General features: G+C 71.3%; 26 protein-coding genes. 12 read left to right on the forward strand and 14 right to left on the reverse strand.

What is annotated here, in order from left to right:
• Positions 1-4: 4 nt before the first annotated feature.
• Genes AB0K15_RS18235 through nth form a run of 3 tightly spaced genes read right to left on the reverse strand, consistent with a single transcriptional unit; the run spans position 5 to position 1,985 of the window.
• Positions 5-709, reverse strand: a complete 705-nt coding sequence (locus tag AB0K15_RS18235) for a CoA pyrophosphatase (protein WP_364051200.1) — start codon at positions 707-709, stop codon at positions 5-7.
• Positions 706-1,305, reverse strand: a complete 600-nt coding sequence (locus AB0K15_RS18240; RefSeq protein ID WP_364051203.1) for a TlpA disulfide reductase family protein — start codon at positions 1,303-1,305, stop codon at positions 706-708. Before AB0K15_RS18240 ends, AB0K15_RS18235 begins: the two co-directional genes overlap by 4 nt.
• The gene (gene nth / locus AB0K15_RS18245; RefSeq protein ID WP_364051206.1) at positions 1,302-1,985 is read right to left on the reverse strand and encodes an endonuclease III; all 684 of its coding nucleotides are present in this window, start codon (positions 1,983-1,985) and stop codon (positions 1,302-1,304) included. The genes AB0K15_RS18240 and nth overlap by 4 nt, the downstream gene beginning before the upstream one ends.
• A 226-nt stretch (positions 1,986-2,211) precedes the next feature.
• On the opposite strand from nth, the gene AB0K15_RS18250 reads away from it, so the two are divergent.
• From AB0K15_RS18250 to AB0K15_RS18265, 4 genes are all read left to right on the forward strand, one after another.
• Entirely contained in the window at positions 2,212-2,463 is a 252-nt protein-coding gene (locus tag AB0K15_RS18250; RefSeq protein WP_204092841.1) for a hypothetical protein, read from the forward strand.
• Between the two features lie 159 nt (positions 2,464-2,622).
• Positions 2,623-3,297, forward strand: a complete 675-nt coding sequence (locus AB0K15_RS18255) for a Crp/Fnr family transcriptional regulator (protein ID WP_204092840.1) — start codon at positions 2,623-2,625, stop codon at positions 3,295-3,297.
• 548 nt (positions 3,298-3,845) lie between these two features.
• On the forward strand, positions 3,846-5,108 hold the full coding sequence (locus tag AB0K15_RS18260; RefSeq protein WP_364051211.1) for an MFS transporter: 1,263 nt from the start codon (positions 3,846-3,848) through the stop codon (positions 5,106-5,108).
• Between the two features lie 64 nt (positions 5,109-5,172).
• Complete coding sequence (locus AB0K15_RS18265) at positions 5,173-6,240, forward strand: DNA polymerase III subunit beta (RefSeq protein WP_364051214.1); 1,068 nt, start codon at positions 5,173-5,175, stop codon at positions 6,238-6,240.
• A 16-nt stretch (positions 6,241-6,256) separates the two neighbouring features.
• Here the strand turns inward: AB0K15_RS18265 and AB0K15_RS18270 are convergent, their stop codons facing one another.
• Positions 6,257-7,228 carry an AsnC family transcriptional regulator gene (locus AB0K15_RS18270; protein WP_364051217.1) on the reverse strand — a complete coding sequence of 324 codons (972 nt, stop codon included), beginning with the start codon at positions 7,226-7,228 and terminating at the stop codon, positions 6,257-6,259.
• Between the two features lie 101 nt (positions 7,229-7,329).
• On the opposite strand from AB0K15_RS18270, the gene AB0K15_RS18275 reads away from it, so the two are divergent.
• Complete coding sequence (locus tag AB0K15_RS18275; RefSeq protein ID WP_364051220.1) at positions 7,330-8,181, forward strand: VOC family protein; 852 nt, start codon at positions 7,330-7,332, stop codon at positions 8,179-8,181.
• A 5-nt stretch (positions 8,182-8,186) separates the two neighbouring features.
• Positions 8,187-9,401 carry a carboxylesterase family protein gene (locus tag AB0K15_RS18280; protein ID WP_364051223.1) on the forward strand — a complete coding sequence of 405 codons (1,215 nt, stop codon included), beginning with the start codon at positions 8,187-8,189 and terminating at the stop codon, positions 9,399-9,401.
• A gap of 60 nt (positions 9,402-9,461) precedes the next feature.
• Here AB0K15_RS18280 and AB0K15_RS18285 read toward each other — a convergent pair whose 3' ends face one another.
• From AB0K15_RS18285 to AB0K15_RS18315, 7 genes are all read right to left on the reverse strand, one after another.
• The gene (locus tag AB0K15_RS18285) at positions 9,462-9,716 is read right to left on the reverse strand and encodes a glutaredoxin domain-containing protein (protein ID WP_364051226.1); all 255 of its coding nucleotides are present in this window, start codon (positions 9,714-9,716) and stop codon (positions 9,462-9,464) included.
• Positions 9,713-10,486: an MBL fold metallo-hydrolase gene (locus AB0K15_RS18290; RefSeq protein ID WP_364051229.1), complete on the reverse strand. Its 774-nt coding sequence runs from the start codon at positions 10,484-10,486 to the stop codon at positions 9,713-9,715. The genes AB0K15_RS18285 and AB0K15_RS18290 overlap by 4 nt, the downstream gene beginning before the upstream one ends.
• Positions 10,487-10,489: 3 nt before the next feature.
• A complete protein-coding gene (locus AB0K15_RS18295) occupies positions 10,490-11,314 on the reverse strand; it encodes an NUDIX hydrolase (protein ID WP_364051232.1) in 825 nt (274 codons plus the stop codon).
• A 115-nt stretch (positions 11,315-11,429) separates the two neighbouring features.
• The gene (locus tag AB0K15_RS18300; RefSeq protein WP_364051235.1) at positions 11,430-12,569 is read right to left on the reverse strand and encodes a hypothetical protein; all 1,140 of its coding nucleotides are present in this window, start codon (positions 12,567-12,569) and stop codon (positions 11,430-11,432) included.
• Between the two features lie 37 nt (positions 12,570-12,606).
• Positions 12,607-13,236 carry a hypothetical protein gene (locus AB0K15_RS18305; protein WP_220244880.1) on the reverse strand — a complete coding sequence of 210 codons (630 nt, stop codon included), beginning with the start codon at positions 13,234-13,236 and terminating at the stop codon, positions 12,607-12,609.
• The gene (locus tag AB0K15_RS18310; RefSeq protein WP_220244881.1) at positions 13,236-13,691 is read right to left on the reverse strand and encodes a RidA family protein; all 456 of its coding nucleotides are present in this window, start codon (positions 13,689-13,691) and stop codon (positions 13,236-13,238) included. The genes AB0K15_RS18305 and AB0K15_RS18310 overlap by 1 nt, the downstream gene beginning before the upstream one ends.
• A gap of 12 nt (positions 13,692-13,703) precedes the next feature.
• A complete protein-coding gene (locus AB0K15_RS18315) occupies positions 13,704-13,865 on the reverse strand; it encodes a DUF4177 domain-containing protein (RefSeq protein ID WP_020664158.1) in 162 nt (53 codons plus the stop codon).
• Positions 13,866-14,027: 162 nt separating this feature from the next.
• On the opposite strand from AB0K15_RS18315, the gene AB0K15_RS18320 reads away from it, so the two are divergent.
• Genes AB0K15_RS18320 through AB0K15_RS18330 form a run of 3 tightly spaced genes read left to right on the forward strand, consistent with a single transcriptional unit; the run spans position 14,028 to position 16,427 of the window.
• Positions 14,028-14,276 carry a hypothetical protein gene (locus AB0K15_RS18320; protein ID WP_364051240.1) on the forward strand — a complete coding sequence of 83 codons (249 nt, stop codon included), beginning with the start codon at positions 14,028-14,030 and terminating at the stop codon, positions 14,274-14,276.
• Positions 14,277-14,298: 22 nt separating this feature from the next.
• Positions 14,299-15,303: an ArsA-related P-loop ATPase gene (locus AB0K15_RS18325; RefSeq protein WP_364051243.1), complete on the forward strand. Its 1,005-nt coding sequence runs from the start codon at positions 14,299-14,301 to the stop codon at positions 15,301-15,303.
• Complete coding sequence (locus tag AB0K15_RS18330) at positions 15,303-16,427, forward strand: ArsA family ATPase (RefSeq protein WP_364051246.1); 1,125 nt, start codon at positions 15,303-15,305, stop codon at positions 16,425-16,427. The genes AB0K15_RS18325 and AB0K15_RS18330 overlap by 1 nt, the downstream gene beginning before the upstream one ends.
• Positions 16,428-16,464: 37 nt before the next feature.
• Here AB0K15_RS18330 and AB0K15_RS18335 read toward each other — a convergent pair whose 3' ends face one another.
• Positions 16,465-16,761 (reverse strand): WhiB family transcriptional regulator, encoded by a 297-nt coding sequence (locus AB0K15_RS18335; RefSeq protein ID WP_364051249.1) that lies wholly within the window; start codon positions 16,759-16,761, stop codon positions 16,465-16,467.
• Between the two features lie 341 nt (positions 16,762-17,102).
• On the opposite strand from AB0K15_RS18335, the gene AB0K15_RS18340 reads away from it, so the two are divergent.
• Together AB0K15_RS18340 and AB0K15_RS18345 are read left to right on the forward strand one after the other, a co-directional pair.
• The gene (locus tag AB0K15_RS18340) at positions 17,103-19,250 is read left to right on the forward strand and encodes a transglycosylase domain-containing protein (protein ID WP_364051252.1); all 2,148 of its coding nucleotides are present in this window, start codon (positions 17,103-17,105) and stop codon (positions 19,248-19,250) included.
• A 241-nt stretch (positions 19,251-19,491) separates the two neighbouring features.
• Positions 19,492-19,923 (forward strand): hypothetical protein, encoded by a 432-nt coding sequence (locus AB0K15_RS18345; RefSeq protein ID WP_364051255.1) that lies wholly within the window; start codon positions 19,492-19,494, stop codon positions 19,921-19,923.
• Between the two features lie 12 nt (positions 19,924-19,935).
• Here the strand turns inward: AB0K15_RS18345 and AB0K15_RS18350 are convergent, their stop codons facing one another.
• Both AB0K15_RS18350 and AB0K15_RS18355 read right to left on the reverse strand, forming a co-directional pair.
• Positions 19,936-22,083: a protein kinase gene (locus AB0K15_RS18350; RefSeq protein ID WP_364051258.1), complete on the reverse strand. Its 2,148-nt coding sequence runs from the start codon at positions 22,081-22,083 to the stop codon at positions 19,936-19,938.
• Positions 22,084-22,211: 128 nt separating this feature from the next.
• The gene (locus AB0K15_RS18355; protein ID WP_364051261.1) at positions 22,212-22,673 is read right to left on the reverse strand and encodes a hypothetical protein; all 462 of its coding nucleotides are present in this window, start codon (positions 22,671-22,673) and stop codon (positions 22,212-22,214) included.
• A gap of 78 nt (positions 22,674-22,751) precedes the next feature.
• Here AB0K15_RS18355 and AB0K15_RS18360 point away from each other — a divergent pair, with 78 nt between their 5' ends.
• Complete coding sequence (locus tag AB0K15_RS18360; RefSeq protein ID WP_364051264.1) at positions 22,752-23,720, forward strand: metallophosphoesterase; 969 nt, start codon at positions 22,752-22,754, stop codon at positions 23,718-23,720.
• Positions 23,721-23,723 lie beyond the last annotated feature (3 nt).

Here is a 23,723-nt window from a genome sequence, read left to right on the forward strand (position 1 = left end):
GCCGTCACTCCTCGATCGCCTCTCCCCGCGCCGCGTTGCGGGCCCGGTGTTCGGCCAACGCTACGTCAAGGTCGCGCACGTCGCCGGTGTCCCACTCACGCTCCCAGCCGCCGAGCGAAAGCAACGCCGACAGCAGCCCGGCGGTGAAGCCCCACACGAACAGCCCGTCGACGGCGAACGCCGGGCCCTTCCACGTGCGGCCCTTCATCTGCACGCGGAAGCGGTTGGCCGGGTCGGCGAGGTCGGCGAGCGCGACCCGCGCGACGGCCGCCGTCTCACCCGGGTCCACGGCGTGCACCGGCGACGGCGTGTGCCAGTAGGCGAGCACGGGCGTCACCGCGAAGCGCGACACCGGCACGGGCAGCTCCGGCAGGATCGCGATCGGCAGGATGCCCGCCGGGTCGACGCCCGTCTCCTCCTCGGCCTCGCGCAGGGCGGTGCCGACGGGTCCGCCGTCGCCGTCCTCCGCGCCGCCGCCCGGGAACGCGACCTGGCCCGCGTGCGAGCCGAGCGTGTCGGCGCGGCGCTGCAGCAGCACGTCGGGACCATCGGCGCGTTCGCCGAAGAGGATCAGCACGGCGGCGGAGCGCGTGAGCGACTCGTCGACGGTGAAGCGGGTGAAGGTGCGACTCTCGACCTCAGCGGACACCTTGACCAGCGGCCGCAGCCACTCCGGTACTTCTTCGGGGTCGACGAGGGGACCGGTCATGAGAAGTCCTTCACGGCTGCGCGCACCTGGTCGGTGCTGTCGAACAAGCGGGGGCTGGAGATGAAGCGCACCTGCCCGTCGGGGGTCACGAGGTAGGACGCGGGCAAGTTCGAGGGCACCTTGAGGGCGGTGCGGATCGGTCCGGTCGAGCCGTCGCCGTCGTAGACCGAGGGCAGGTGCACGCCGAGGGTCCGCAGCAGGCCGAGCCCGTCGGCCGCGGGGCTGGCCACCTGCACCCCGACCACGCGCACGGCGCCGGGTTCGGTGGCGTACTTCTGCAGCACCGGCAGCTCGGTGCGGCACGGTGTGCACCACGAGGCCCACACGTTCACCAGCGTCGGGCCGCCGGCGAGGACCTTGCCGACGTCGACGCGCGAGCCGTCGCCGAGGCAGTCGGCCTGGATGCCGGACAGCTGCGCGACCTCCGTGGCGGCCGGTGGCGGGCACGCGTTCAACGCGGCCTGTGCGCGGGCGGCGGTGAGGTCACCCGTCGCGGCGGGCGCGTCCTTCGAGGAGCCCCGCGTGGTGAGGACGGCGACCAGCACCGCGACCACCAGGACCGCGACGCCGAGTGCCCACTTGGTGACCGTGGTCACCCGCGCGCCGCCAGCTCGAGGATGTGCTCACGCTCCTCGCCCTTGACGAGCTTCGCGGCGGCCTCGAACTCCGTGGGTCCCAGCCCGTAGGACGGGCAGTCCTTCTTCAGCGGGCAGGCGCCGCACGCCGGCTTGCGCGCGTGGCACACCCGGCGGCCGTGGAAGATCACGCGGTGGGACAGCATCGTCCACTCCTTGCGCGGGATCAGCTCCCCCACGGCGTGCTCGACCTTCACCGGGTCTTCCTCGGCCGTCCAGCCCCAGCGGCGCACGAGGCGGCCGAAGTGGGTGTCGACCGTGATTCCCGGCACGCCGAACGCGTTGCCGAGCACGACGTTGGCCGTCTTGCGCCCGACCCCGGGCAGCGTCACGAGGTCGTCGAGCTTTTTGGGCACCTCGCCGTCGAAGCGTTCGACGAGCGCCGCGCCCAGGCCCATCACCGAGTTGGCCTTGGCCCTGAAAAACCCGGTGGGCCTGAGGAACTCCTCGAGTTCGGTGCGATCGGCACCCGCGTAGGCGGCCGCCGTGGGGTAGCGCTTGAACAACGCGGGCGTGACGAGGTTCACCCGCACGTCGGTGGTCTGCGCAGAAAGCACCACCGCGACCAGCAGTTCCAGCGGATTCGTGAAATCCAGCTCGGCTTTCGCGTCGGGATACACCTCGTCGAGGCAACGCTTCATACGCCGGGCGCGTCTCACCAAGGCGAGCCGGCTTTCACCGGCGCCCTCGCGGGGGGCGTTCGTGACGGCAGGTGGCACCCCGATAGCCTACGGGCGCGTCGGACGAGCCGGGCGGGAGCACCCGCCGGTGGACGGCCGACACGCCAGAGCACCACCTCGGCGCACCGTGTGCCGCGAGGAGCGAGGATCTGGAGTCGATGCTTACTTTCCGTAGTGGATGTGCGTCATGACCGCGTGGTTCGTGATTCTGGTCCCACTCGTGATCATGTTCTTCGCTCTCTTCATGGAGCGGGTGGAAAGCCGCCTCAAGCACGTCGCGGTGCAGGAGAACGAGGTCGAGGAGTTTCTGGAGCAGGCCCAACCCAACGAGGTCAGGGCCCTTTACGGCCACGGGATCGGCCGCGCTCTGGAGCTGTTCCGGCTCCGCAGGCTGGGCGGACGGGCAGCCAGGCTACGGGCGCGGCGCGTGCGGAGTTAGGCTCCCTGTTCGTGCGAGATCGTCTCCGGCTGCCGCGCCCCGCGCGGCGAGCCGACGGGCGATCTCGCCGACACGCCCTAGACTGACGCGAAAGTGATCGGCGACACGGCCTTCGACCTGCGAAGGAAGTGATCGTTTCTCGACGAGGAGGCACCCGAGGTGGACGAAACCCTGGCCCGTGCGGGCATTTTCCAGGGTGTTGAGCCGGCAGCCGCTGAGGCTCTGGCCCAGACCTTGGAATCCGTGGAGTTCCCCCGCGGCCATGTCATCTTCAGCGAGGGTGAGCCGGGCGACAAGCTGTACATCATCCAGTCCGGCAAGGTGAAGATCGGCCGCAAGTCGCCGGACGGCCGCGAGAACCTGCTGGGCATCTTCGGCCCGTCGGACATGTTCGGCGAGCTGTCCATCTTCGACCCCGGCCCGCGCACGTCGAGTGCGACCACGGTCACCGAGGTCCGCGCCGTCACCATGGACCGCCCGGCCCTGCGCCAGTGGATCTCGACGCGCCCGGAGATCGCGGAGCAGCTGCTGCGCGTCGTGGCCCGCAGGCTGCGCCGGACCAACAACATGGTCGCCGAGCTGATCTTCACCGACGTGCCCGGCCGCGTGGCCCGCGCGCTCCTGCAGCTCGCGCAGCGCTTCGGCAGCCAGGAGGCCGGCCTCCTGCGCGTGACCCACGACCTCACGCAGGAGGAGATCGCCCAGTACGTCGGCGCCTCCCGCGAGACCGTCAACAAGGCCCTCGCCGACTTCGCCCACCGCGGCTGGCTGCGACTGGAAGGCAAGAGCGTCCTGATCCTGGACCCGGAGCGCCTGGCCCGCCGCGCGCGGTAACTGTTCTGGACTGAAGGCCACCCCCCGCCTCCCGGCGCCGGGTGGCCTTCGTCGTTTTCGGGGCTTTTGTGCCTGGCGCCGGGATTCGGCCTTTGTGGGCGTCCCCCACACGAGCGGCATCCCGGTGGCGTGGTCGTGTCGCGGGGCGTTTTTCTTCCACGGCAGCGAAAATGAGTCAACGCACACGGCTTCCCCAAAAACAAGAAGCCGGGCGCCACCCCCGACGTGGCGCACCGGCTTCTTGCCTTCGCGCGGACCATCCCCCGACGACCCGCGCTCCCCGCCCTCCGGTTCAGGCCCCGACCCGTATGCCGGAGGGAGCTGGGATGTGCTGTTTCTCAACCATCATGGCCACTACCCACGAATTCAAGGCCATTCACTCTCAAGGACGCCGCTTCGGCCGTTTCGTTGCACGAGTTCACCGAGAATCCATAGAGCGTTACGGGATCGAGACCTCTGCGACGTAACTCGCGCAGTTCGACGGGGGTGACGCACCTGACCGGAAAACAACTGGTACTTCCGTACCACTCGCAGGCATACTGGTACGCGTGTCCCACTCTGCTCGCTCCGAAGGCCGCACCACACTCGCCGACTACCGTGCCGCGCTGAGGGCCCCCGGCTCTCGCCGCCCGGTCGTCGCGTCGGTGCTCGCCCGCTTGCCGATCGCGATGATCGGCATCTCCGCGCTGCTCTACGTGCAGCGCGAGACCGGCTCGTTCGCCGCCGCCGGGCTGGTTTCCGCCAGCTCGCTCGCCGGCGTGTCCGTGGGCGCGGTAGTGCAGGGGCGCCTCATCGACCGTTACGGACCCACGCGGCCGCTGCTGGTCACGGTGGGGCTGTTCGCGCTGTCGATGGTCGCGCTGGCCCTGGCGATCGAGGCCCACGCGCCGACGTTCCTGCTGGTCGTGCTCGCCGCCGCCACGGGCCTGTCGGAGCCGATGATCGGGTCGGCCTCGCGTGCGTTGTGGACGAAGCTGCTTCCGGAAGGCCCCGCGCGCAACGCGGCCTTCTCGTACGAAGCGATCAGCATGGAAGTGTTCTTCATCCTCGGCCCGGGTATCGCGGGTCTGCTGATCACGGCGCCGTGGGCCGGCACAGGCATGGTCGCGGGTGCCGCGGCGATGGTCACCGGCGCGACGGTGTTCGCGCTGAGCCCCGCCGTGCGCGCCTGGGGCCCTGCTCCGCGCGCGAAAACGCGGCTGCTGGGTGCGCTGGCGAGCCCGGGCATGCGGACGCTCGCCGTGGCCGCGCTGGGCTTCGGCGTGGTGATCGGCTTCGTCGAGGTGGCCGTGCCGGCCGCCGCGACCGAGTCCGGGCACGCGGCGCTGAGCGGGCTGCTGCTTTCGGCGTGGTCGCTGACATCGGTGGCGTTCGGCGTGGCCTACAGCCTGCACCCGTGGCCGCGCCGGCTGGGCCTGCGCCTGCCCGCGTTGCTGGGTGGGTTCGGCGCGCTGGTGGCGCTGCTGGCGCTGCCGTCGTCGCTGTGGGCGCTGGCCCTGCTGATGCTGCTGGCGGGCGCGCTGATCACGCCGCAGTCGACCACGCACTCGACGGCGATCGAGACCGTCGCGCCGCGCGGTACGGCCGCGGAGGCCTTCGGCTGGGTCCTCACCTCGGTGACGCTGGGGCTGGCCGCCGGCCAGTCCGTGAGCGGTTACCTGGTCGAGCACTCGGGCCCGAGCGCGTCGTTCCTGGCCGCCGGTGTGGCCGGGGTGGCGCTGGCGATCGTGGTGTGGCTGATGCGCGGCACCGTGCGCACGCCGGCGGCGGAGCCGACCGACTCGGGTGAGCTCGTGGGCGCCGGTCACTGACGTTTCCGCAGGCCAGCAGGGCCGTGGCCGGTTCTTGTCGGTGGCCCGCGCTAGCTTCGCGGGCATGGATCTGACGTCACCGGCACGGCCCCTGTCCACGGCCGTGAACGCCGCCGCGCGCCTGCTGCCGAGGCAGGCCGCGCTGCGGTTGCGCGCCGACGCGGACGGGCTCGAGGTCGCAGGCAGCGACCGCGACCTGTCCGTGCGCTTGGCGTGCCCGGCGACGTCCCACACCGACGGGGAGGTGCTCGTGCCGGCGGCGCCGCTGGCCGAGACGCTGAAGATGCTGGACGTCGACCAGGTGCGCCTGGTCGTCGAAGGCAGCCGGCTGGCGGTGCGCGTGGCAGGGGCGCGGTTCGCCGTGCCGCTGCTCGACCGGGGTGCGCGCGTGGAGCCCGCGCGGCCACCGCAGTTGTCCGAAGTGGACGGGGAGCTGCTGGCGGCCGCGGTCCGCACGGTCGCGGGCACGGCCGCCAAGGACGATCCGCTGCCGGTCTTCACGGGCGTGCGCGTGCAGAGCTCCGGTGACACGCTCGTGCTCACCGCCTCGGACCGCTACCGCATGGCCGTGGCGCGCGTGCCGTTGCGAGCGGCGTGGGGGCCGCTCGACGTGCTCGTGCCCGCGCGCCTGCTGACCGAGGCCACGCGCCACGCCACCGGCACGCTCACCCTCCACGCCGACACCGGCCACTTCGGCCTGGCCTGGACCGGCGGCACCGTCACCACCGCCGTCCTCGACGCGGGCTTCCTGTCCGCCGACGCGATTCCGAGTGGCGACGTCGACACGGAGGTCGAGCTGCCCGCCGACGCCCTCGCCGCGGCCATCCGCCGCGTCGGCGTCTACGCCGAAGACCGCCGCGTCCTGACCCTCGAGGTGGGCGACGCGCACGTCCGCCTCGCCAGCACCCGCGCCGACACGGGCGAAGCCGAGGAAACCCTGAAGGCAAACGTTTGCGGCGGCCGCACCTCGCCGTCCTTCCAGGCCCGCTACCTCCTGGACGCCCTCGCCCCCTTCGCCGATTCCACCGTGCGGCTGTCGATCCAGCCGGGGCTGCGCGCGTGCGTCCTGACGGCTGCGGAGGCCCACGAGGTGAGCCTCACGTACTACCTGATGCCGATGTTGCCCCGCTGAGCCGAGCGGGGACGTTTCAGGGTGCGACCCAGCTGCCCGAGCGTTTGATGGTCCGGATCATCGGCGCCGTCTCGACCTGGTGGATGCCGGGGAGGGCGCCGAGGCGGGTGGCGAGGAAGTCGTAGAGGGCGTCGTCGTCGCGGCAACCGATGCTGAGCGTCAGGTTGGTCGGACCGGTGGTGGCGGCGACGAGCGCGACCTCCGGATAGGTCGCGACCTCGCGGGCCACGGCGTCGAGGCGGGAAGGGGTGACGCCGAGCCACAACAGGGCCGACAGGGAAGCGCCGAGGAGAGCGGCGTCGACCTCGACGTCGAAGTAGAGGGCGCCGGTGGCCCGCAGGTGCTCGAGGCGACGGCGGACGGTCGTTTCGGAGCGTCCCGACGCGGTGGCCAGGGTGGCCAGCGACGCGCGGCCGTCGTGGGCCAGGGCGGCGAAAAGGGCGTCGTCGCCCGATTCCAGACGCGGTGTCACTGCGCTGCCGTCCCAGACGGGGGTCAGCGCGGCGACCTGAGCGGCGTTCAGGGCACTGGCGCGACCAGGCCAGCCCGCCGGGCCACCGGCGAAGCGGCGCAGCAACCGGTGCGCCGTCACGGACACCACGCGCGGCGTGCGCGGTAGTTGCCCGAGCAGCAGGCCCTCGTCGGCCTCCTGGCGGGGCGCCGAGGTGTAGCAGGCGATCTCCGTGCCGCCGGACGTCAGGCTGACCCACGACGTGTCGTCGCGCCGCGCGAGGGCCGTGGCGATGGCGCCCGCGGCGTCGGGCATGCAGCGCACCCGCAGCAGCCACACCACGCGCCCGAGTTTCGTCACCTCCGGCACGCCCACGACCCGCACCACCCCCGTCGAACGCAGCCGGTGGTAGCGCCGCGCCACGGTCTGGTCCGACACGCCCAGCACCTCGGCCAAGCGGCTGAAGGGCACGCGCCCGTCGAGCTGGAACGCGTGCGTCAGCCGGCGGTCGAGGTCGTCGAGCTGAGGTGAATCCACCGGATCAGCCTATGCCGTGTCGGATTTCGAGCATCCGGAGCGAATGAGCAGCTGGAACCGCCGGTGCGGACGAGAGTCGGGACCACCGGAAGGAGCCGTGAATGAACCTCGACCACACCGTCTTCCTGGCCCAGCACTACGAACGCGTCTGGCAGCGCTACGAGCGGCTCGGCTTCACCCTCAGCCCACCGTCGCGCCACTTCGCCGCGGGCACGAGTGGTAGCGAGCCGACGCTCAGCTGCACGGCCAACCGCTGCGCGTACTTCGGCGACTCGTTCGTCGAGCTGATCGGCATCGTCGACGCGGCCGCGGGCGACCCGTGGCACGTGCTGCCGATCGTCGCGCGCGGCGACGGCCTGCACGGCGTGTCTTTCGGCGTGCCCGACACCGAGGCCGCCGAGCGACGGCTGCGCGAGGCCGGCCTGTCGAAGTCCGGCGTGCTTTCCCTGCAACGAGACGTCGACACGCCCGAAGGCCCCCGCACCGCGCGGTTCCGCAGCGTCCACCTGCTGCGCGACCGCACGCCGGAAGGCATCCTGCACACGGCTGAGCACCTCACGCCGGAGTACGTGTTCCAGCCGCAGTTCCTCAGCCACGCCAACACCGCCACGGGCCTCGACAGCGTCCAGCTCGTCGTCGCCGACGCCGACCTGCCCGCCTACACCCGGCGCTACGAACAAATTCTCGACCGGAAGCCCACGAACAACTCGTTCCCGTTGCGCACCGGCCGCCTCGACCTCGTCCCCGCGACGAGGCTCGACGACGTCCTCCCCGGCGAGCAGGCACCTCGCCTGCCGTACTTCGCGGCGCAGACCGTCGCCGTCGAAAACCTCGCTCCCGCAAGGAAACTGGCCACAGAGGCCGGCCTGCCCACCGTCGACCTGCGCGGCGGCGGCTTCTTCGTCCCCGCCGCGCACGCCGGCGGTGCGGCTCTCGGTTTCGTCGAAAGGTGACCACAATGATCGTCGAGACCACCCATGGCAAGGTCCGCGGCGCCGGCGGCGCGTTCCGCGGCATCCCCTACGCCCACCAGCACCGTTTCCAGCCGCCGGCCAAAGCACCCGCGTGGACGGGCGTGCGCGACGCGCTGGAACCCGGCCCGGCACCGGTCCAGCCGCCGTCCCGGCTCGAAGCGGTGGTCGGGCCGATGTCGCTGCCGCAGTCGGAGGACTGCTTGTCGCTCAACGTCTTCACGCCGTCGGTCACCGGTTCGCGCCCGGTGCTCGTGTGGATCCACGGCGGTGCGTTCGTGACCGGCTCCGGCGGCCAGGACTGGTACGACGGCACCCGGCTCTCGCAGGAGGCCGACGCCGTGGTGGTCACGGTGAACTACCGCCTCGGCGTGTTCGGGTTCCTCGCGCTCGACGGTGTCAGCCGGCCGAACCTCGGGATCGCCGACCAGCTCGCGGCGCTGGAATGGGTGCGCGACAACATCGCGGCCTTCGGCGGCGACCCCGGCCGTGTCACCCTGGGCGGTCAGTCGGCGGGCGCGCAGTCGGCGCTCGCGCTCTGGTCGGCACCGCGGGCGCAGGGCCTCACCCACCAGGTCGCGCTGCAGAGCGCGCCCGTGGGAATGGTGCCGCAGACGCCGGAGGAGGCCGCCGGGTGGGCCGCCGAATACCTCGACGTCCTGGGCCTTGACCCGAGCCGCGCGCACGGGCTCGCCACCCTGCCGGCGGATCAGCTGCTCAACGGGATGACGGAGCTCGCCGTGCGGCACCGGGGACCGTGGCGGATCGCGCCGCCGTTCCAGCTGGTCGCCGACCAGGACCTCGTCGCCGGCGACCTCGTCGCCGCCGTGCGTCCCGGGCCGGCCCTGGTCAGCTGGACCCGCGACGAGACCCGCATCTACAACGTGACCGCCCCTCAGGAGGAGGTCGACGAGTACACGGCCAAGATCTTCAGCGGCGACCTGCCTCGGCTGGCCAAGCAGTTCGGCCCGGACGCCACGCTGATGCGCTTCGACTGGGCGGCCCCGGGCAACCCGTACGGCGCCGGCCACTGCGTCGATGTCGGGTTCCTCTTCGGCACGCAGGACCGCGCGCGAGGGGCGGCGCTGCTCGAAGGCGCCCCCGCCGGCCTGACCGAAGTCGACGACCTCCGTCGGGTCTGGACCGCGTTCCTGCACGGCGAACGGCCCGTGATCGACAGCCCCCTGCTCACCGCCTTCTGAGCAGTTCCGGGCACAGAAAGGGCCGCTCACCAGCCCGGTGAGCGGCCCATTCCCCAGCCGTCAGGCCGCCGAAGCAGCCTTCACCGCCGCCTCGACCTCGGCGAACGACGGGTTCACCATCGCGGTCGACCCGACGATCACCGTCGGCACGGTCTCGTTGCCACCTGCCACCTCGCGCACGCGCTCGGCCGCCCCCGGCACCTCCCAGATGTTGATCTCCTTGACGTTCAGGCCGCTCGCCATCAGCGGCCGCCGCAGCGCCGCGCAGAAGCCGCAGCCCGGCCGCCAGTAGAACTCGACCTCGACGTCACTCATCGCCCGTCCTCCGAAGCACGTAGGTAGTCCAGCTGCGCCCGCACGCTCATTTCGGCAGGCGCCCACAGCGCCCGGTCGACGTCCGCGTAGACCACCTCGACCACCTGTCGCGGCGACGCGTCCGCCCCGAGCACCTTCAAGGCGGAACGCACCTGGTCCAGCCGCTGTTCCCGGTGGGCCAGGTATTCGCGCGCGGTCGCGGGCAGATCGGCCAGCTCCGGGCCGTGGCCGGGCAGGCCGGGCGTGCCGTCCGGCAGCGCGATGAGCTTGCGCAGCGACCGCAGGTAGTCGCCGAGGTCCTTGAGCACGGTCGTGCCGCGCCCGAGGATCGTGTCGCCGGTGAGGATCTGGCCGGCGACGTGCAGGGACACGGAGTCGTCGGTGTGCCCCGGCGTGTGCAGCACGCGGAACCCGAGCCCGCCCGCGGTGAACACCTCACCGTCGGCCAAGGCCGGGGCGCCGACGCACAGCGAAGCGTCGAACGCCCGGATCGGCGCGCCCACGCGCTCGGCGAACCGCGGCGCGCCCTCGGCGTGATCGGCGTGGTGGTGGGTCAGGACCACGAGCTCGACGGCACCGACGGCCGCGAGCTTCTCCAGGTGCTCGAGGTCGCGGTACCCGGGGTCGACGACCACGCCGGCCGACGCGTCCGGACCACGCAGGATCCAGCTGTTCGTGCCCTCGAGCGTCATCGTCGACGGGTTGTTCTCCAGCAGCACCTGCGCGGTCTCGGAGACGCGGCGAAGCACGCCGTACGCGGGAGCGGTCACCGGTCAGGCCTCCGTCGGGTCGAGGACGACGCGGAAGCGGTCGCCTTCCTTGATGAGGGTCGGCATGGTCCGCACGATCTCGCGCGGGGCGGCCAGCAGGGCTTCGGCCGTGGTGAATTCGTCGATCTCGGTGAGCGTGAGCCACGTCGGGGGCATCAGCATGCGGCGGCCTTCACGGGCGTCGCCGATCGCGGCCGACGGGCGCTGCCAGCCGGTGGCGAGCGCCTCGGACGTCGCGCCGTCCGCGCGCTGGCCTTCGGGCAGCTTCGCGGAGAAGAAGCGGGTGTCGTAGCGGCGCGGTTCCTGCGGCGGCGTGACCCAGTGCGCGAACGGCCGCAGCAGGTCCGCCCGCAATGTCAGCCCGGCGTCGGCGAGGAACGCGGCGAGTGAGATCTCCCGGCTCTCCAAGGCTTTCCGGGCTTCGGCGTACGGCGCGACGTCGGCGACCACCGCGTCTTCCGTACCCGCCAGCAGCACGCCGGACTCCTCGAACGTCTCACGCACGGCCGCGCACACGAGCGCGCGGGCGAGGTTCTCGTCGCACGCGAACTGCCCGGCCCACCAGCTCGGCCGCGGCCCGGCCCACGCGACGGACGCGTCGGCGTCGCGCGGATCCACCCCGCCGCCGGGGAACACGGTCATGCCGCCGGCGAAGGGCATCCCCTTCACGCGGTGCTGCAGGAAGACTTCGAGGCCGTCCGCGCCGTCGCGGGTGAGGATCACCGTGGCGGCGTCCTTGGGCGTCACGGGCGGGCCGTCGGCGTTCGCCCTCGTGCTGACTCCGGCCCCCACGGGGATGTCGAAAAGGAACTCACGCGGCCGATCCACCGAGGCAACATACCTCGCACCCGTGACCTCACGCCCACAAGTTGTGACATGTCACCGACGCACCGCAGCCCCGGACCCACGCGGGGCCCGGGGCTGCGATCGAAGCGTCAGAGCCTCAGGACGACGACCAGCGGTCGCCACCCGAACGGGACGCGCCGTTGAGCCGCAGCCGGGCCGCCTCGGCGCGTTCGCGCTCGGCCAGCTCCTCGTGCAGCTCCCGCAGCAGCGCGCGGTCGCGCTCCGACAGGCTCGGGTCGTCCAGGTCCAGCGCCGGCAGCTCCACGACCTCGTGCATGCTCGGCTTGCCCGCGGCGATCTCGCGGCCCTTCTCCGGGTCCTCCGCGAGCGCCTGGCGCAGCTGGGCGACCTCGGCGGGCGTCAGGTCGGCGGTGCGCTCGGCGCGCGTCTCCGACCGCGACTTGCGCGAGTTTTCCGTCTGCGGGGCCGGCGTGTTCTGCACGATCGGCACCACCGGGGCGACGGCCTCGGGTGTCTGCCGGATGCTGTGCCGGCTCGGGGCCTCCATGACCACCGGCTCCACCACGGGCGTCGGCACCGGGGTGGGTGCCGGGGCCGGCGGCGGGGTCACGACCGGCTCGGGCCGGTACTCCGAGGTCGACGTGTGCGTGCTGCCGGTGACCCACACCGGCGTGGCGACGGACGCGGCCGACTGGTGGTACGCGGACCGCGCGACACCCGGGCCGCTGACCTCGACGACGGACCGGATGCCGGCGCGGCGCAGGGCCGTGTCGACGCGGAACGCGACGGCGGGCGGGTTGCCCTCCGGGCCCAGCTCCACCAGCACCACACGCTGCGGCAGCGCACCCGGCACGGAACCCGCCGGGGTGTTGCGCCACACCGCGTGCACCGAGCGGACGTCCGGCAGCACCTGCAGGGTGCGGTCAAGCGCCTCGGCCAGCCCGAACTCCGGCTGGTTGTCGCCGGTGAAGCGATGGCTGTGGACCTGCTCGGCCTCGTCGACCAGCAGGTCGTTGGCGAGCGTCGCGTCCGAGCGGCTCATCTCGAGCACCAGCGCCAGCTCGCGCTGCTCGGCGGAGCTGACGGAGATGCGGCCCGCGATGAGCGTGCCAGTCGTCAGCTCCACGGCTTCGTCGATGTGCGCGCGGGCGATCAGCTCACGCGCTTCGGTGAGCGCGCTGTCGTCGATGCGGCCCGCCAGGGCCAGCAACAAGTTGTGCAGGCGCAGGGGCACCGAGAACCCGTCCATGGGCGGGCCTTCGTGAACCTCCACCATTGCTCTGCTCCTCCCAGCTCGCCTGGCGGCTCGAGCGTTAAGCGGCGACGAGTCGATTACCGGAACCCGCGGCGCCGACGCAGACCAGCTCGGAATTGGCGAGCGCGGCCCGGTGGTACCCGGGAAGGTCGAAGCGCGGTGGGATGACCTCGACGCTCGGTTCCTCGTCCCCCAGCACCCGCAGCACGCGCTGCAGTTCGCCGGTGAGCCTCGGCAGCCCGGACGTCGCCGTCACCAGCAGGACTCGCTTGGCCCCACCCTCACCGACCACACCGAGGTGTCGCCAGCTTTGCCGCACTTCCCCCACATCCGCGCGTCCTCGCAACGTTGCGTGGAGCAAGACGGACACAGAGTCGACTGAGTTCACCCATTCGGGCGCACTCGGTGTGAATGTGTACCTGGTCTCGGTGACGTCGTCTACCCCCAGGGTGGAACTGACCTGGTGCCAGTCGGCGCCGTGCGGGATGAGACCCGCGACGAGCAGGCGGTACTCGGTTTGGTCCAGGTCGATCCTGTGCTTAAGCAAAGACCTGGGGAGCGTGCGCGCGAGCGTGCCCATCGCCCCCTCGCCCAGCCAGTCGCGGAACCGCCACAGGAGCTGGTCGGGCGTGCGGCCCGCGAGCCGGATCAGCAGCTCGTGCAGGGACTGTTCGATGTCGGGGTCCATCACTTCACCTCCACGATCAGTTCGACCTCCACGGGCGCCCCGATGGGCAGCTCCGCGACGCCGACGGCCGAGCGGGCGTGCTTGCCCGCGTCACCGAAGATCTCGCCGAGCAGCTCCGAGGCACCGTTGATCACAGCGGGCTGGCCGGTGAAGCCCTCCGCGGACGCGACGAAGCCGACCACCTTGACGATCCGCGTCACCGAGTCGATGCCCACGAGCGCGTGCACCGCGGCCAGCGCGTTGAGCACGGACGTGCGGGCGTGGCCCTTGGCCTCTTCGGGGCTGACCTCCGCGCCGACCTTGCCGGTCGCGGCGAGCGTGCCGTCGACGAAGGGCAGCTGACCGGAGGTGTAGACGTGCGAGCCGCTCTGCACGGCCGGCACGTAGGCGGCCAGCGGCGCGGCGACGCCGGGCAGTTCGATGCCGAGCTCGGCGAGCCGGGAAGTCCAGGTCACGACGGGTCCCCCTCAGCTCTTCGGGCGCTTGAGGTACGCGACGTGCTGCTCGCCGCTCGGGTTCGGGAGCACGGTGACCAGCTCCCAGCCGTCCTCGCCCCACTGGTCGAGGATCTGCTTCGTCGCGTGGATCAGCAGGGGGACGGTCGCGTACTCCCATTTGGTGGCGCTCATGACCGGGGAGCGTAGCCAAGCGGGCAAGGGCGGTCATGGCCACCGCCGTCCAACGGCCGAGCCGCTCAGGGGAACACAGGTGCACCCGTCCAGGTGAACGACTCACTGACCGTCGGCGGATGTGGTCCACTTCACACCTTCGACGCTCGCTAGCGTGGGGTCGTGGAGACGTGGCGGATCGTCGCGACCGCCTTGCTCGCCGCGGCCGGGCTGCCGCTCGTGCTCGTGGTGATGGCCAAGGTGCGCGACCGCGTGAACAGCTCGGCCCGGGTCGCGATCGGCGGCGCCATCACGTTCACGGCGCTGGTGGTGGTGGCCGTGCTCACGCTCACCGTGCTGCCCGGCGCGCTCACCTGGATCCTCGTGGCAGTGGTCGCGGCTGCGGTCGGCGTCATGGTGCTGGCGAGCTGAGCGCCGGTTTAGTGTTGACGGTGTGACCACACCCTCCGCCGGCTGGCCCGACGAGCTCACCCGGGCCCGGCTGCACTTCGTCACCGGCAAGGGCGGCACCGGCAAGACCACCCTCGCCGCGGCGCTGGGCCTGGCCCTCGCGCGCGAGGGCCGCCGGGTGCTGCTGATCGAGGTCGAGGGCCGCCAGGGCATCGCCCAGCTCTTCGACACGGAGCCGCTGCCGTACGCGGAGCAGCGCATCGCGTCCGTCCCCGGCGGGGGCGAGCTTCGCGCGCTGCACATCGACGTCGAGGCCGCGCTGCTCGAGTACTTCGAGATGTTCTACAACCTGGGCTTCGCCGGCCGGACCCTGCGGCGGATGGGCGCGATCGAGTTCGCGACCACGCTCGCGCCGGGCCTGCGTGACGTCCTGCTCACCGGGAAGATCAAGGAGTGCGTGGGCCGCACGGAGTCCGACGGCCGCCACACCTACGACGCCGTGGTGGTCGACTCGCCGCCCACGGGCCGCGTGGTCAAGTTCCTCGACGTCACCAAAGCCCTGACCGACCTCGCCAAGACCGGCCCGATCCGCGGCCAGGCCGACGGCGTCGTGCGGCTGCTGCACTCGGGCGAGACGGCCATCCACCTCACCACGCTGCTGGAAGAGATGCCGGTGCGCGAGACCGTGGAGGCCGTGGCGGAGCTCGACGGCGCCGACCTGCGCCCGGGCGCCGTCATGGTCAACCGCGTGCGCCCGCCGCGCCTGCCCGCGCGTTCGGTCACGGCGGCCGCCGACGGTCGCGTGGACGCCGGCCGCGTGCGCTCGGGCCTCGCGTCGGCCGGGCTGAAGCTGCCGGACGACACACTCGAAGCGCTGGTGGAGGAGACGGTCGAGCACGCCGTGCGCGTGGCCGCCGAGCAGCGGGCGCGCGAGCAGCTCGCCGAGGCCGACCTGCCGACGCTGGAGCTGCCGGAGGTCACCGACGGCGTCGACGTCGCGGCGCTCTACGACCTCGCGGAAGCGTTGCTGGAACAGGGGGTGCGCTGATGACGGTGATCGACGTCGACGCCCTGCTCGACGACCCGGACAGCCGCGTGATCGTGTGCTGCGGCTCCGGCGGCGTCGGCAAGACGACCACCGCGGCGGCGCTCGCGTTGCGGGCGGCCGAGCGCGGCCGCCAGACCGTGGTCCTGACCATCGACCCGGCGCGCCGCCTGGCGCAGGCGCTGGGACTGCGCGAGCTGGGCAACCACCCGCGTCAGGTGCAGGTGGCAGGGTTCGAGCCCAAGGGCGAGCTGTGGGCGATGATGCTCGACATGCGCCGCACGTTCGACGACATGGTGCGCGTGCACGCGGGCCCCGAGCGCGCCGAGCAGCTGCTGCAGAATCCCTTCTACCAGACCATTTCCACGTCGTTCTCCGGCACGCAGGAGTACATGGCGATGGAGAAGCTGGGCCAGCTCGCCGCCACGGACGAGTGGGACCTGATCGTGGTCGACACGCCGCCGAGCCGTTCGGCACTCGACTTCCTGGACGCGCCCACGCGCCTGTCCAGCGCGCTCGACGGGCGCATGATCCGGCTGCTGACCGGCCCCGCGAAGGCGGGCGGCTGGGGGCTGCGCAAGGTGGTCAGCGCGGGGTTCTCGATGTTCGCCAAGGCCGTGTCGACGATCATCGGCGGGCAGCTGCTGGCCGACGCGTCGGCGTTCATGCAGGCCTTCGACAGCATGTTCGGCGGGTTCCGCGAGCGGGCGCGCAAGACGGCGGAGCTGCTGCGTTCCAGCGGCACGTCGTTCCTCGTGATCGCCGCGCCGGAGCCCGACGCGCTGCGCGAGGCGTCGTACTTCGTCGAGCGGCTCGCGGACGAGTCGATGCCGCTCGCGGGTCTCGTCGCGAACCGGACGCACCCGGTGCTCGCGTCGCTTTCGGCGTCGGAGGCGATCGCGGCCGCGGAGTCGCTGCAGAAGGGCGACACGAGCGCACCGCTGGCCGAGGCCGTGCTGCGGCTGCACGCCGACCGCGTGGCGCTGGCCGAGCGGGAGAACCGGCTGCTGGCGCGGTTCACGAAAGCACATCCGGAAGTGCCGCTGGTGCGAGTGCCGGCGTTGGCCGGTGACGTGCACGACCTCGAAGGTCTGCGCGACATCGGCACCAAGCTCGTGAGTGGCTAGGCCTGGTCTCGACCCAGCCCAGCCACTCACGAAGGTGTCAGCTGACTTGTGCGCCTTCCAGCGCGTCGCGCTTCGCCGCCTCGAGCAGCTCGGTCCAGCTGGTGACATCGGAACGCCGGCGCAGCAACGCGCGGCGCTCGCGTTCGGTCATGCCACCCCAGACACCGAAGTTGATCCGGCCGTCGAGTGCCTCGGCGAGGCATTCCGTGCGAACCGGGCACCCCATGCACACGGCTTTCGCCCGGTTCTGCTCGGCGCCGCGCACGAAGAGCCCGTCGGGATCCGCATCCCGGCACGACGCGCTCATGCGCCAGCTCGACTGGTTGGTCTCCATACCCCCAGCTCCCTACCCTGGTGTTCGACACCAGCGAAGGTGAAGCTCCCGCTCCCACCCCCGCGAGCGTGTCTCCCTCTGCTCCCACGTCGGTGACGGCACCTCCCCGGTGCCGCTGCCGCCGTTCGGTCCAGAGGAGCTCCCACTCGCACTGGGCCGTCGGTCGGCAAATCTTTCGTGAGACGTTGACGGACTGTAGGGGCCTTCGGTTCCCCCCGCCAAGACCTAGCATGCATTCCGTTACCGGAAGTCACCTCATGGGGTCCGTTTTGTCACTACTGTCGACCCCTGGCGGGTGTGAGGTAACGGGAGCACAACTGGCCTTCAGTACCCTGGCCTTCGTGCGCAAAACGGACGGTCTCTTCAAGCTCATCGGCCTCTGTCTGCTCGCGGGGGTGCTCGTCGCCGGAATCCTGTTCCCCGTGGTGGGCGCGGCCGGCGTCGCGTCGAACCAGGCGAGCGAGACGGTGGAGAAGACATCGTCCGACCTCGCCGACATCCCGCCACCCCTGGTGACGACGATCACCGACTCGGGCGGCAAGCCCATCGCGACGCTGTACGACCAGTACCGCATCCCGGTGGCGGCCGACGAGATCAACGAGGCCATGCAGTGGGCTCTGGTGTCGGTGGAGGACAAGCGCTTCTACGAGCACCACGGCGTCGACTGGCAGGGCACGCTGCGCGCGGCCGTGTCCAACAGCACCGGCGGTGACACGCAGGGTGCTTCGACGCTCACGCAGCAGTACGTGAAGAACTACTTGATCAACGTCGTGTACCGAGGCGACAAGGTCGGCCAGGAGAAGGCACAGGAGCAGACCCTCGCGCGCAAGCTCAAGGAAGCGCGCATCGCCATCCAGCTCGAGACGAAGCTGTCGAAGCAGCAGATCCTGGCCGGGTACCTGAACATCGTCGAGTTCTCGCGCCAGATCTTCGGCATCGGCGCCGCCGCGCACGCGTACTTCAACACCACGCCCGAGAAACTCACGGTGCCCCAGGCGGCGCTGCTCGCGGGCCTGGTGAACAACCCGATCAACAACGACCCGTGGAAGCACCCGGACAAGGCCACCGCGCGCCGCAACCTCGTGCTCGACCGCATGGTGGACAACCGCAAACTCGCGAAGGCCGACGCCGACCGCTTCAAGGCCTCGCCGCTCGGCGTGGTCCCCGACGCCCCGGCGAAGCCCGCGTCCAACTGCACCGGCGCCGGCCCGGAGAACGGCTTCTTCTGCCAGTACGTCGAGGACTACCTGCTGAAGGCCGGCTTCTCGAAGGACGACCTGTACACCGGCGGCTACACGATCAAGACCACGCTGGACGAAAAGGCCAACCACGAGGCGAAGGTCTCGGCGGAGACGCAGGTCAAGAAGACGCAGAAAAACGTGGCGAACACGCTTTCGTTGGTGCGTCCAGGGAAGACGCGCCATGAAGTGGTGGCGTTGGCGGCGAACCGGGACTACGGGATCGACGCGGATCAGGGGCAGACGACGTTTGCGCTGCCGTCCGGTGTGTACAACACCGGCGGGGCGGGATCGAGCTACAAGATCTTCACGACGGCTGCTGTGCTGGACCGTGGGATTGCCGGGATCTACAGCAACATTCCGGTCGGCGACAGCTACACGTCGCACGTGTTCTCCGGTGGTGGCGACCAATGCCCACCCACCGGGCCGCCGCTGCGTTCCCGTTGGTACTGCGTCGGAAACGCCGGGCACTACGGCGCGTCGAACACGCTTCAGGGTGCGCTGGCGACTTCTCCCAACACCGCGTTCGTGGCACTCGAGGACAAGCTCGGCAGCACCGCACCGGGTATCGACATGGCGGTGCGGCTCGGTATGAAGAACACGATGGCGAGCAACACCGGCGGTGGTCCCGTTGACCCGAATGACCCGGCCAGGGCCCAAAGCCAGGCCAAGGCATACGGCCCGACCGACCGCACTCCCGGCTTCGGCGCGTTCACGCTCGGCTTCAGCCCGACGAGCGGGTTGGAGATGGCGAACGTCGCCGCGACCCTCCTGAGCGGCGGCGTCTGGTGCCCGCCCACACCGCTGTCCGGCATTAGCGACCGCAACGGGAAAGCCGTGCCCTACAAGGAAGAGCCTTGCGCGCAAGCGGTGCCTGAGGGCCTGGCCAACACGATGGTCGTCGGCATGAGCAGGGACGACCAGCCTGGCGGCACCTCGGCCGCGGCGGCCGCCGCCGTGGGCTGGAACCGCCCCATCCTCGGCAAGACGGGCACCACCCAGAACAACGGCTCCGCGACCTTCGTCGCCGGCACCCCGCAAATGGCCGGCGCAGCCATGGTCTTCCGCCCCGAAGGCGGCTCGGGCGGCCTCTGCTTCCGCTCCGTCGGCACCGTCACCACCTGCGGCACCGGCAACATGTTCGGCGGCAAAACCCCCGCCCAGACCTGGTTCGGCGCGATGAAGAACATCATGGCCGACCAGCCGATCGCGCCGCTGCCGCCGGAGGATCCGCAGTACACCGGTCGCTGACGGTTGGCGCCGGCCGGGAGCTCGATCTCCCGGCCGGCGCTTTTTTGTGCGCGCTGGCACAATTCTTGCCCTGAATGGCCGCTGTTCAGGCCCGCGATTCGGCGGCAACATGATCACATGGGGGATTCGAACCGCACCATCACTCCTACCGTGCAGTGCTTCGAACAGCTGACCGGAGAGTCGCGATCGTGCGCCTTTTCCTGATCGCACTCGGGCGTTCTGCCGGGAACGTGCGCCCGAAATGAAGTCGGTGACCATCGTGGCCGGCGTGGCCGTGGTTCTCGCCGCCGCGGTCGGCGCGGCGCTCTATGTATCGAATGTCGAATACTGGCGACCAGAAGCAGAAGCTGTGAGTACCGTGCGGGCGGAAGCACACCGGCTCCTCAGCTCACTGAACCAAGATTCGTCCGTGCATGATGCGGATGTTCAACGTGCCGAAGCCGCAGCAAAAAGGCAACTGCACAACCTATTCTTCGAGGAGACGCGGGCCGACGGGTTCACCGTCGCCGTCTGGCTCACCTCCGAAGGGCACATCCCGAACGCAAAGCAGGAACCAGTGCTGTGCGTTGCGTACGTGTCAACCCGCGATCGGGCTGTCCGGATGGAGGATCGGGCCTGCCCGCCCAGCGCCGGTAGCTCCCTGGACAAGGAGTACGTCACGCTGGACGGTTGAGCCGTGGCACCGTCACGACTTGGGCATGTTGCTCAGGATCGCCTGGTTCCACCAGTTGTAGAGCTGATCCAGGTCGGTGTTGTCCTTGACCCAGTCGGCGACGAGGACGCCCAACACGTGGGTCCGCGAGTCCGTGAAGACGAGGGTGCCGTCGTAGCAGGTGAGGAAGTCGCCGGTGAGGGCGATGCGGGCGTCGGGGCGGTTGTAGCTGCCCCAGATGCCGGAGTGTTTCACGGGGCTGCAGGCGCCGTCGGCGTCGTCGCGGGTGAGGTCGTGGGCCTGGACCATGCCTTCGAAGAAGGCGGCCAGCGAGGCTTCGTCCGGGAACTGGTTGAAGTGCGCCTGGGTCGGCTGGCGGAAGGTGACGGTGCCGGACTGGACATCCCCGGCGATCGACTTCGTGCAATCCGCCGCTGCCGTCGCGCCCTGGACGGGTTGAGCCGCCGTGCAGCCGGCGCCCTGGTAAGTGGCCGGCACCGTCACGTTCCCGCTCGGCGCGTTCGGCTCGCTGTTCGGAGCCTGTCCCGAAGACTCCGGCGCGCCACTCGACGAAGGCGGAGGACCGGACGGGCTGGACGGACCTGACGCGCTCGAAGTCGGCGTCGGCGGCGGGGTCGACGCGCCGCCACCCGCCTCGGCTTGCCCCTGGGTGCGAATGATCAGCACCGTCGCGACGACCGCGAGCACCACCACGACCGCCACCGCCGCCGTGATCACCGCGCCCTTGCGCGATTTCCGCCGCGGCACCGGCGCCGGCCGCGTCTGCGGCGGGCCGCCCGGCCACGACGGCGCCCCGGAAGCCAACGGGATCGGCGTGTTCACCGACGTCGCCGGAACACCACCCGACGTCGCAGGGCCGCCCGGGGAGGCGTGCCCACCGCTGAACACCCCCGACGGCGGCCCGACCCTCGTGCCCGGCCCTGCGGCAAACCCAGGCGGCGGAGTGCCCGGCCCAACCACACCCGGCGGCGGCGTGCTCGGCGCCCTGGCACCCGACCCAGCCGCAGCAGCCAACCCCACGCCAGGCGTGCCTGGACCGCCGACTGACCCCGAACCCGGCGCAAGAGCTCCCGGCCCGGCGGCCGAGCCGGGACCCACCGCAGGCGAGGCCGGTCCGGCAGCCGCCCATGGCATCCCAGCCCCGGCGCCCGGCTCGGCCGGCCCCGCGGCGGAGCCAGAGCCGGGTCCGGCCAACCCCGGTGCCGCGGCCAACCCCGGTGCCGCGGCCTGTCCGGAGCCCGGCATCCCGGCAGACCCGGGACCCACCGCAGCAGACCCCTGCCCGCCAAGCTCCCCCCGCTGCCACACCGGCGCGCTCGTCTCTGCACTCGTCGCGGTGGGACCCGGCGGACCCGCCAGCACTGCGCGCACGGCCGCCGCGAAGGCGCCCGCCGTGGGGTAGCGGTCGGCCGGGTCCTTCGCCATGCCCCGTGACACCACGGCGTCGAGAGCGCGCGGCAGGTCCCGTCGCGCTGCGGACAAGACCGGCGGCGGCGCCGTCAGGTGAGCGCCCATCTGGGCCACCGCGCCGTCAACGGGAAACGGCCGATGCCCCGTCAGGCACTCGTAGAACACACAAGCCAGCGCATACACGTCGACAGACCCGTCGAGCGGTTCGTCGCCAAATCGCTCCGGCGCCATGTAGTCCAGGGTGCCGATGACGTTGCCCGTGCCCGTGATCGACGTCACGGCGCCCGACATCGAGCGCGCGATGCCGAAATCCACCAAATAGACGAAATCGCCATCGGTGACGAGGATGTTCGACGGCTTCACGTCGCGGTGGACGAGGCCGTCGGCGTGGGCGGCGTCGAGCGCACTCGCGACCTGTGTCATCAGGCCGGCGGCCCGCGCGGGGGTCAGCGGTCCCGCCGTGATCAGATCCTTGAGGTCCTGCCCCTCGACCAGGCGCATGTCGAGGTAGAGCCGGCCGTCGATCTCGCCGTAGGCGTGGATGGGGATGACGTGTGGCTCACGCAGCCGCGCCACCACCTGCGACTCGCGGCGGAAGCGCGCGCGAAACGCCTCGTCGGCCACGTACGCGTCGGAAAGCCGCTTCAGCGCGACAACGCGGTCGTGCGCGGTGTCGTAGGCGCGGTGCACCTCGCCCATCCCGCCGCGGCCCAGCAACGCCTCGATCCGGTACGGCCCGAACTGTTCCATCGTTCTCCCCAAGCCCCCCCCGGCTTGCCACCCGTACTCGGGCCGACGCAGATGCTAACCAGCCCGTTCCCCCGAACCGGGCCGTGTCACCCAACCGTTGAGCACGCAAGCGGATACCGGACGCACGCTCAGTGATCAGCGCTGTCCGGGAAGACGTGGTGCACCTCGGACCCGCGCTCGAACAGCCGCCACTGCTCCACCGGCCCCGCGCACGCCGGGAACACCTCCAGCACCGCGGATCCGGAGATCACCAGCGTCACCGCGCCCGCACGGCCGAGCTCGGCCGACTCCACGCGGTACTCGCCGGCCGCGAGGTGCGCGGTCAGCCGCCGCGCCTTGCGGTCGTACATCGTGCGGCGCTCGGCGTACGCGGTCTCGTCGCCGCGTGTGGCGGGGTACGCCAGGTCTTCGCTGCCGATCAGCACGGTGTCTCCGCCGACGAAGCGGAACGGGCACTGCGCGTGCAGCCGCGTCTCGACTTCGCCGAGTGTGAACCCGACCTCGACCATGTTCACGGTGCGCCCGACGTCCGTGACGCGGGCGCCGACCAGCCGCCCCAGGCCCGCGCGCAACTCCGCTTCGGTCGACATCGGACTCAACCTAGCCGCACGCAAGAGCCGCACGCTGCCCGCAAGCCCCGGAACACGCCGACCACGTATCCTCGCCTTGTGAGCACGCTCAGTAACACCAGCACCGCCAAGAAGCTCGCCGTGGGGACCCTCGCGCTCGGGACCGCGACGCTCGGTTACGCCGTAGGCGTCGAACGGCGGCGGTTCACCCTCCGCACGGCCGAGCTGCCCGTGCTGGCGCCCGGCTCGAAGCCGTTCACGATCCTGCACGTCTCCGACCTGCACATGCTCCCCGGACACCGCGCGAAGCAACGCTGGGTGGCCGCGCTGGACCGGCTCGAACCCGACCTCGTGGTGAACACCGGCGACAACCTTTCGCACCAGACGGCGGTGCCGTCGGTGCTTCGCGCGCTCGGCCCGCTGCTCGACCGGCCGGGCGTGTTCGTCTTCGGCAGCAACGACTACTACGCGCCCAAGCCGAAGAACCCCGCCCGCTACCTCATGCCGAAGGGCAAGAAGAAGCGCATCCACGGCACGAAGCTCCCGTGGCGCGATCTGCGCGCGGCGTTCCTCGAGCACGGCTGGACCGACCTCACCCACTCGCGCCACACGCTGGACGTCGCGGGCCAGGCCGTGTTCGCCGCCGGCCTCGACGACCCGCACCTGCACCGCGACCGTTACGGCGAGATCGCCGGCCCGGCCGACGCGGGCGCCGTCGTACGGCTCGGTGTCACGCACTCGCCCGAGCCGCGCGTGCTGGACCCGTTCGCCACGGACGGTTACGACCTCGTCCTCGCCGGCCACACTCACGGCGGCCAGCTGCGCGTGCCCGGCTACGGCGCCCTCGTGACCAACTGCGAGCTCGACCGCACCCGCGCCCGCGGCGCCTCCCGCTGGGGCGCGCACATGTGGCTGCACGTCTCGGCCGGGCTGGGCACGTCGCCGTACGCGCCGGCGCGGTTCGCGTGCCCACCGGAGGCCAGCCTGTTGACGCTGGTCCCGCGCGGAAGCGGGGCAGCCGAAGCGCGTAAGGCAACCCCGCGCAAACCCGCCAAGACCGTCGGCTAAACT

The organism is Amycolatopsis sp. NPDC049253 (assembly GCF_040678995.1).
Taxonomy (GTDB): Bacteria; Actinomycetota; Actinomycetes; order Mycobacteriales; family Pseudonocardiaceae; genus Amycolatopsis.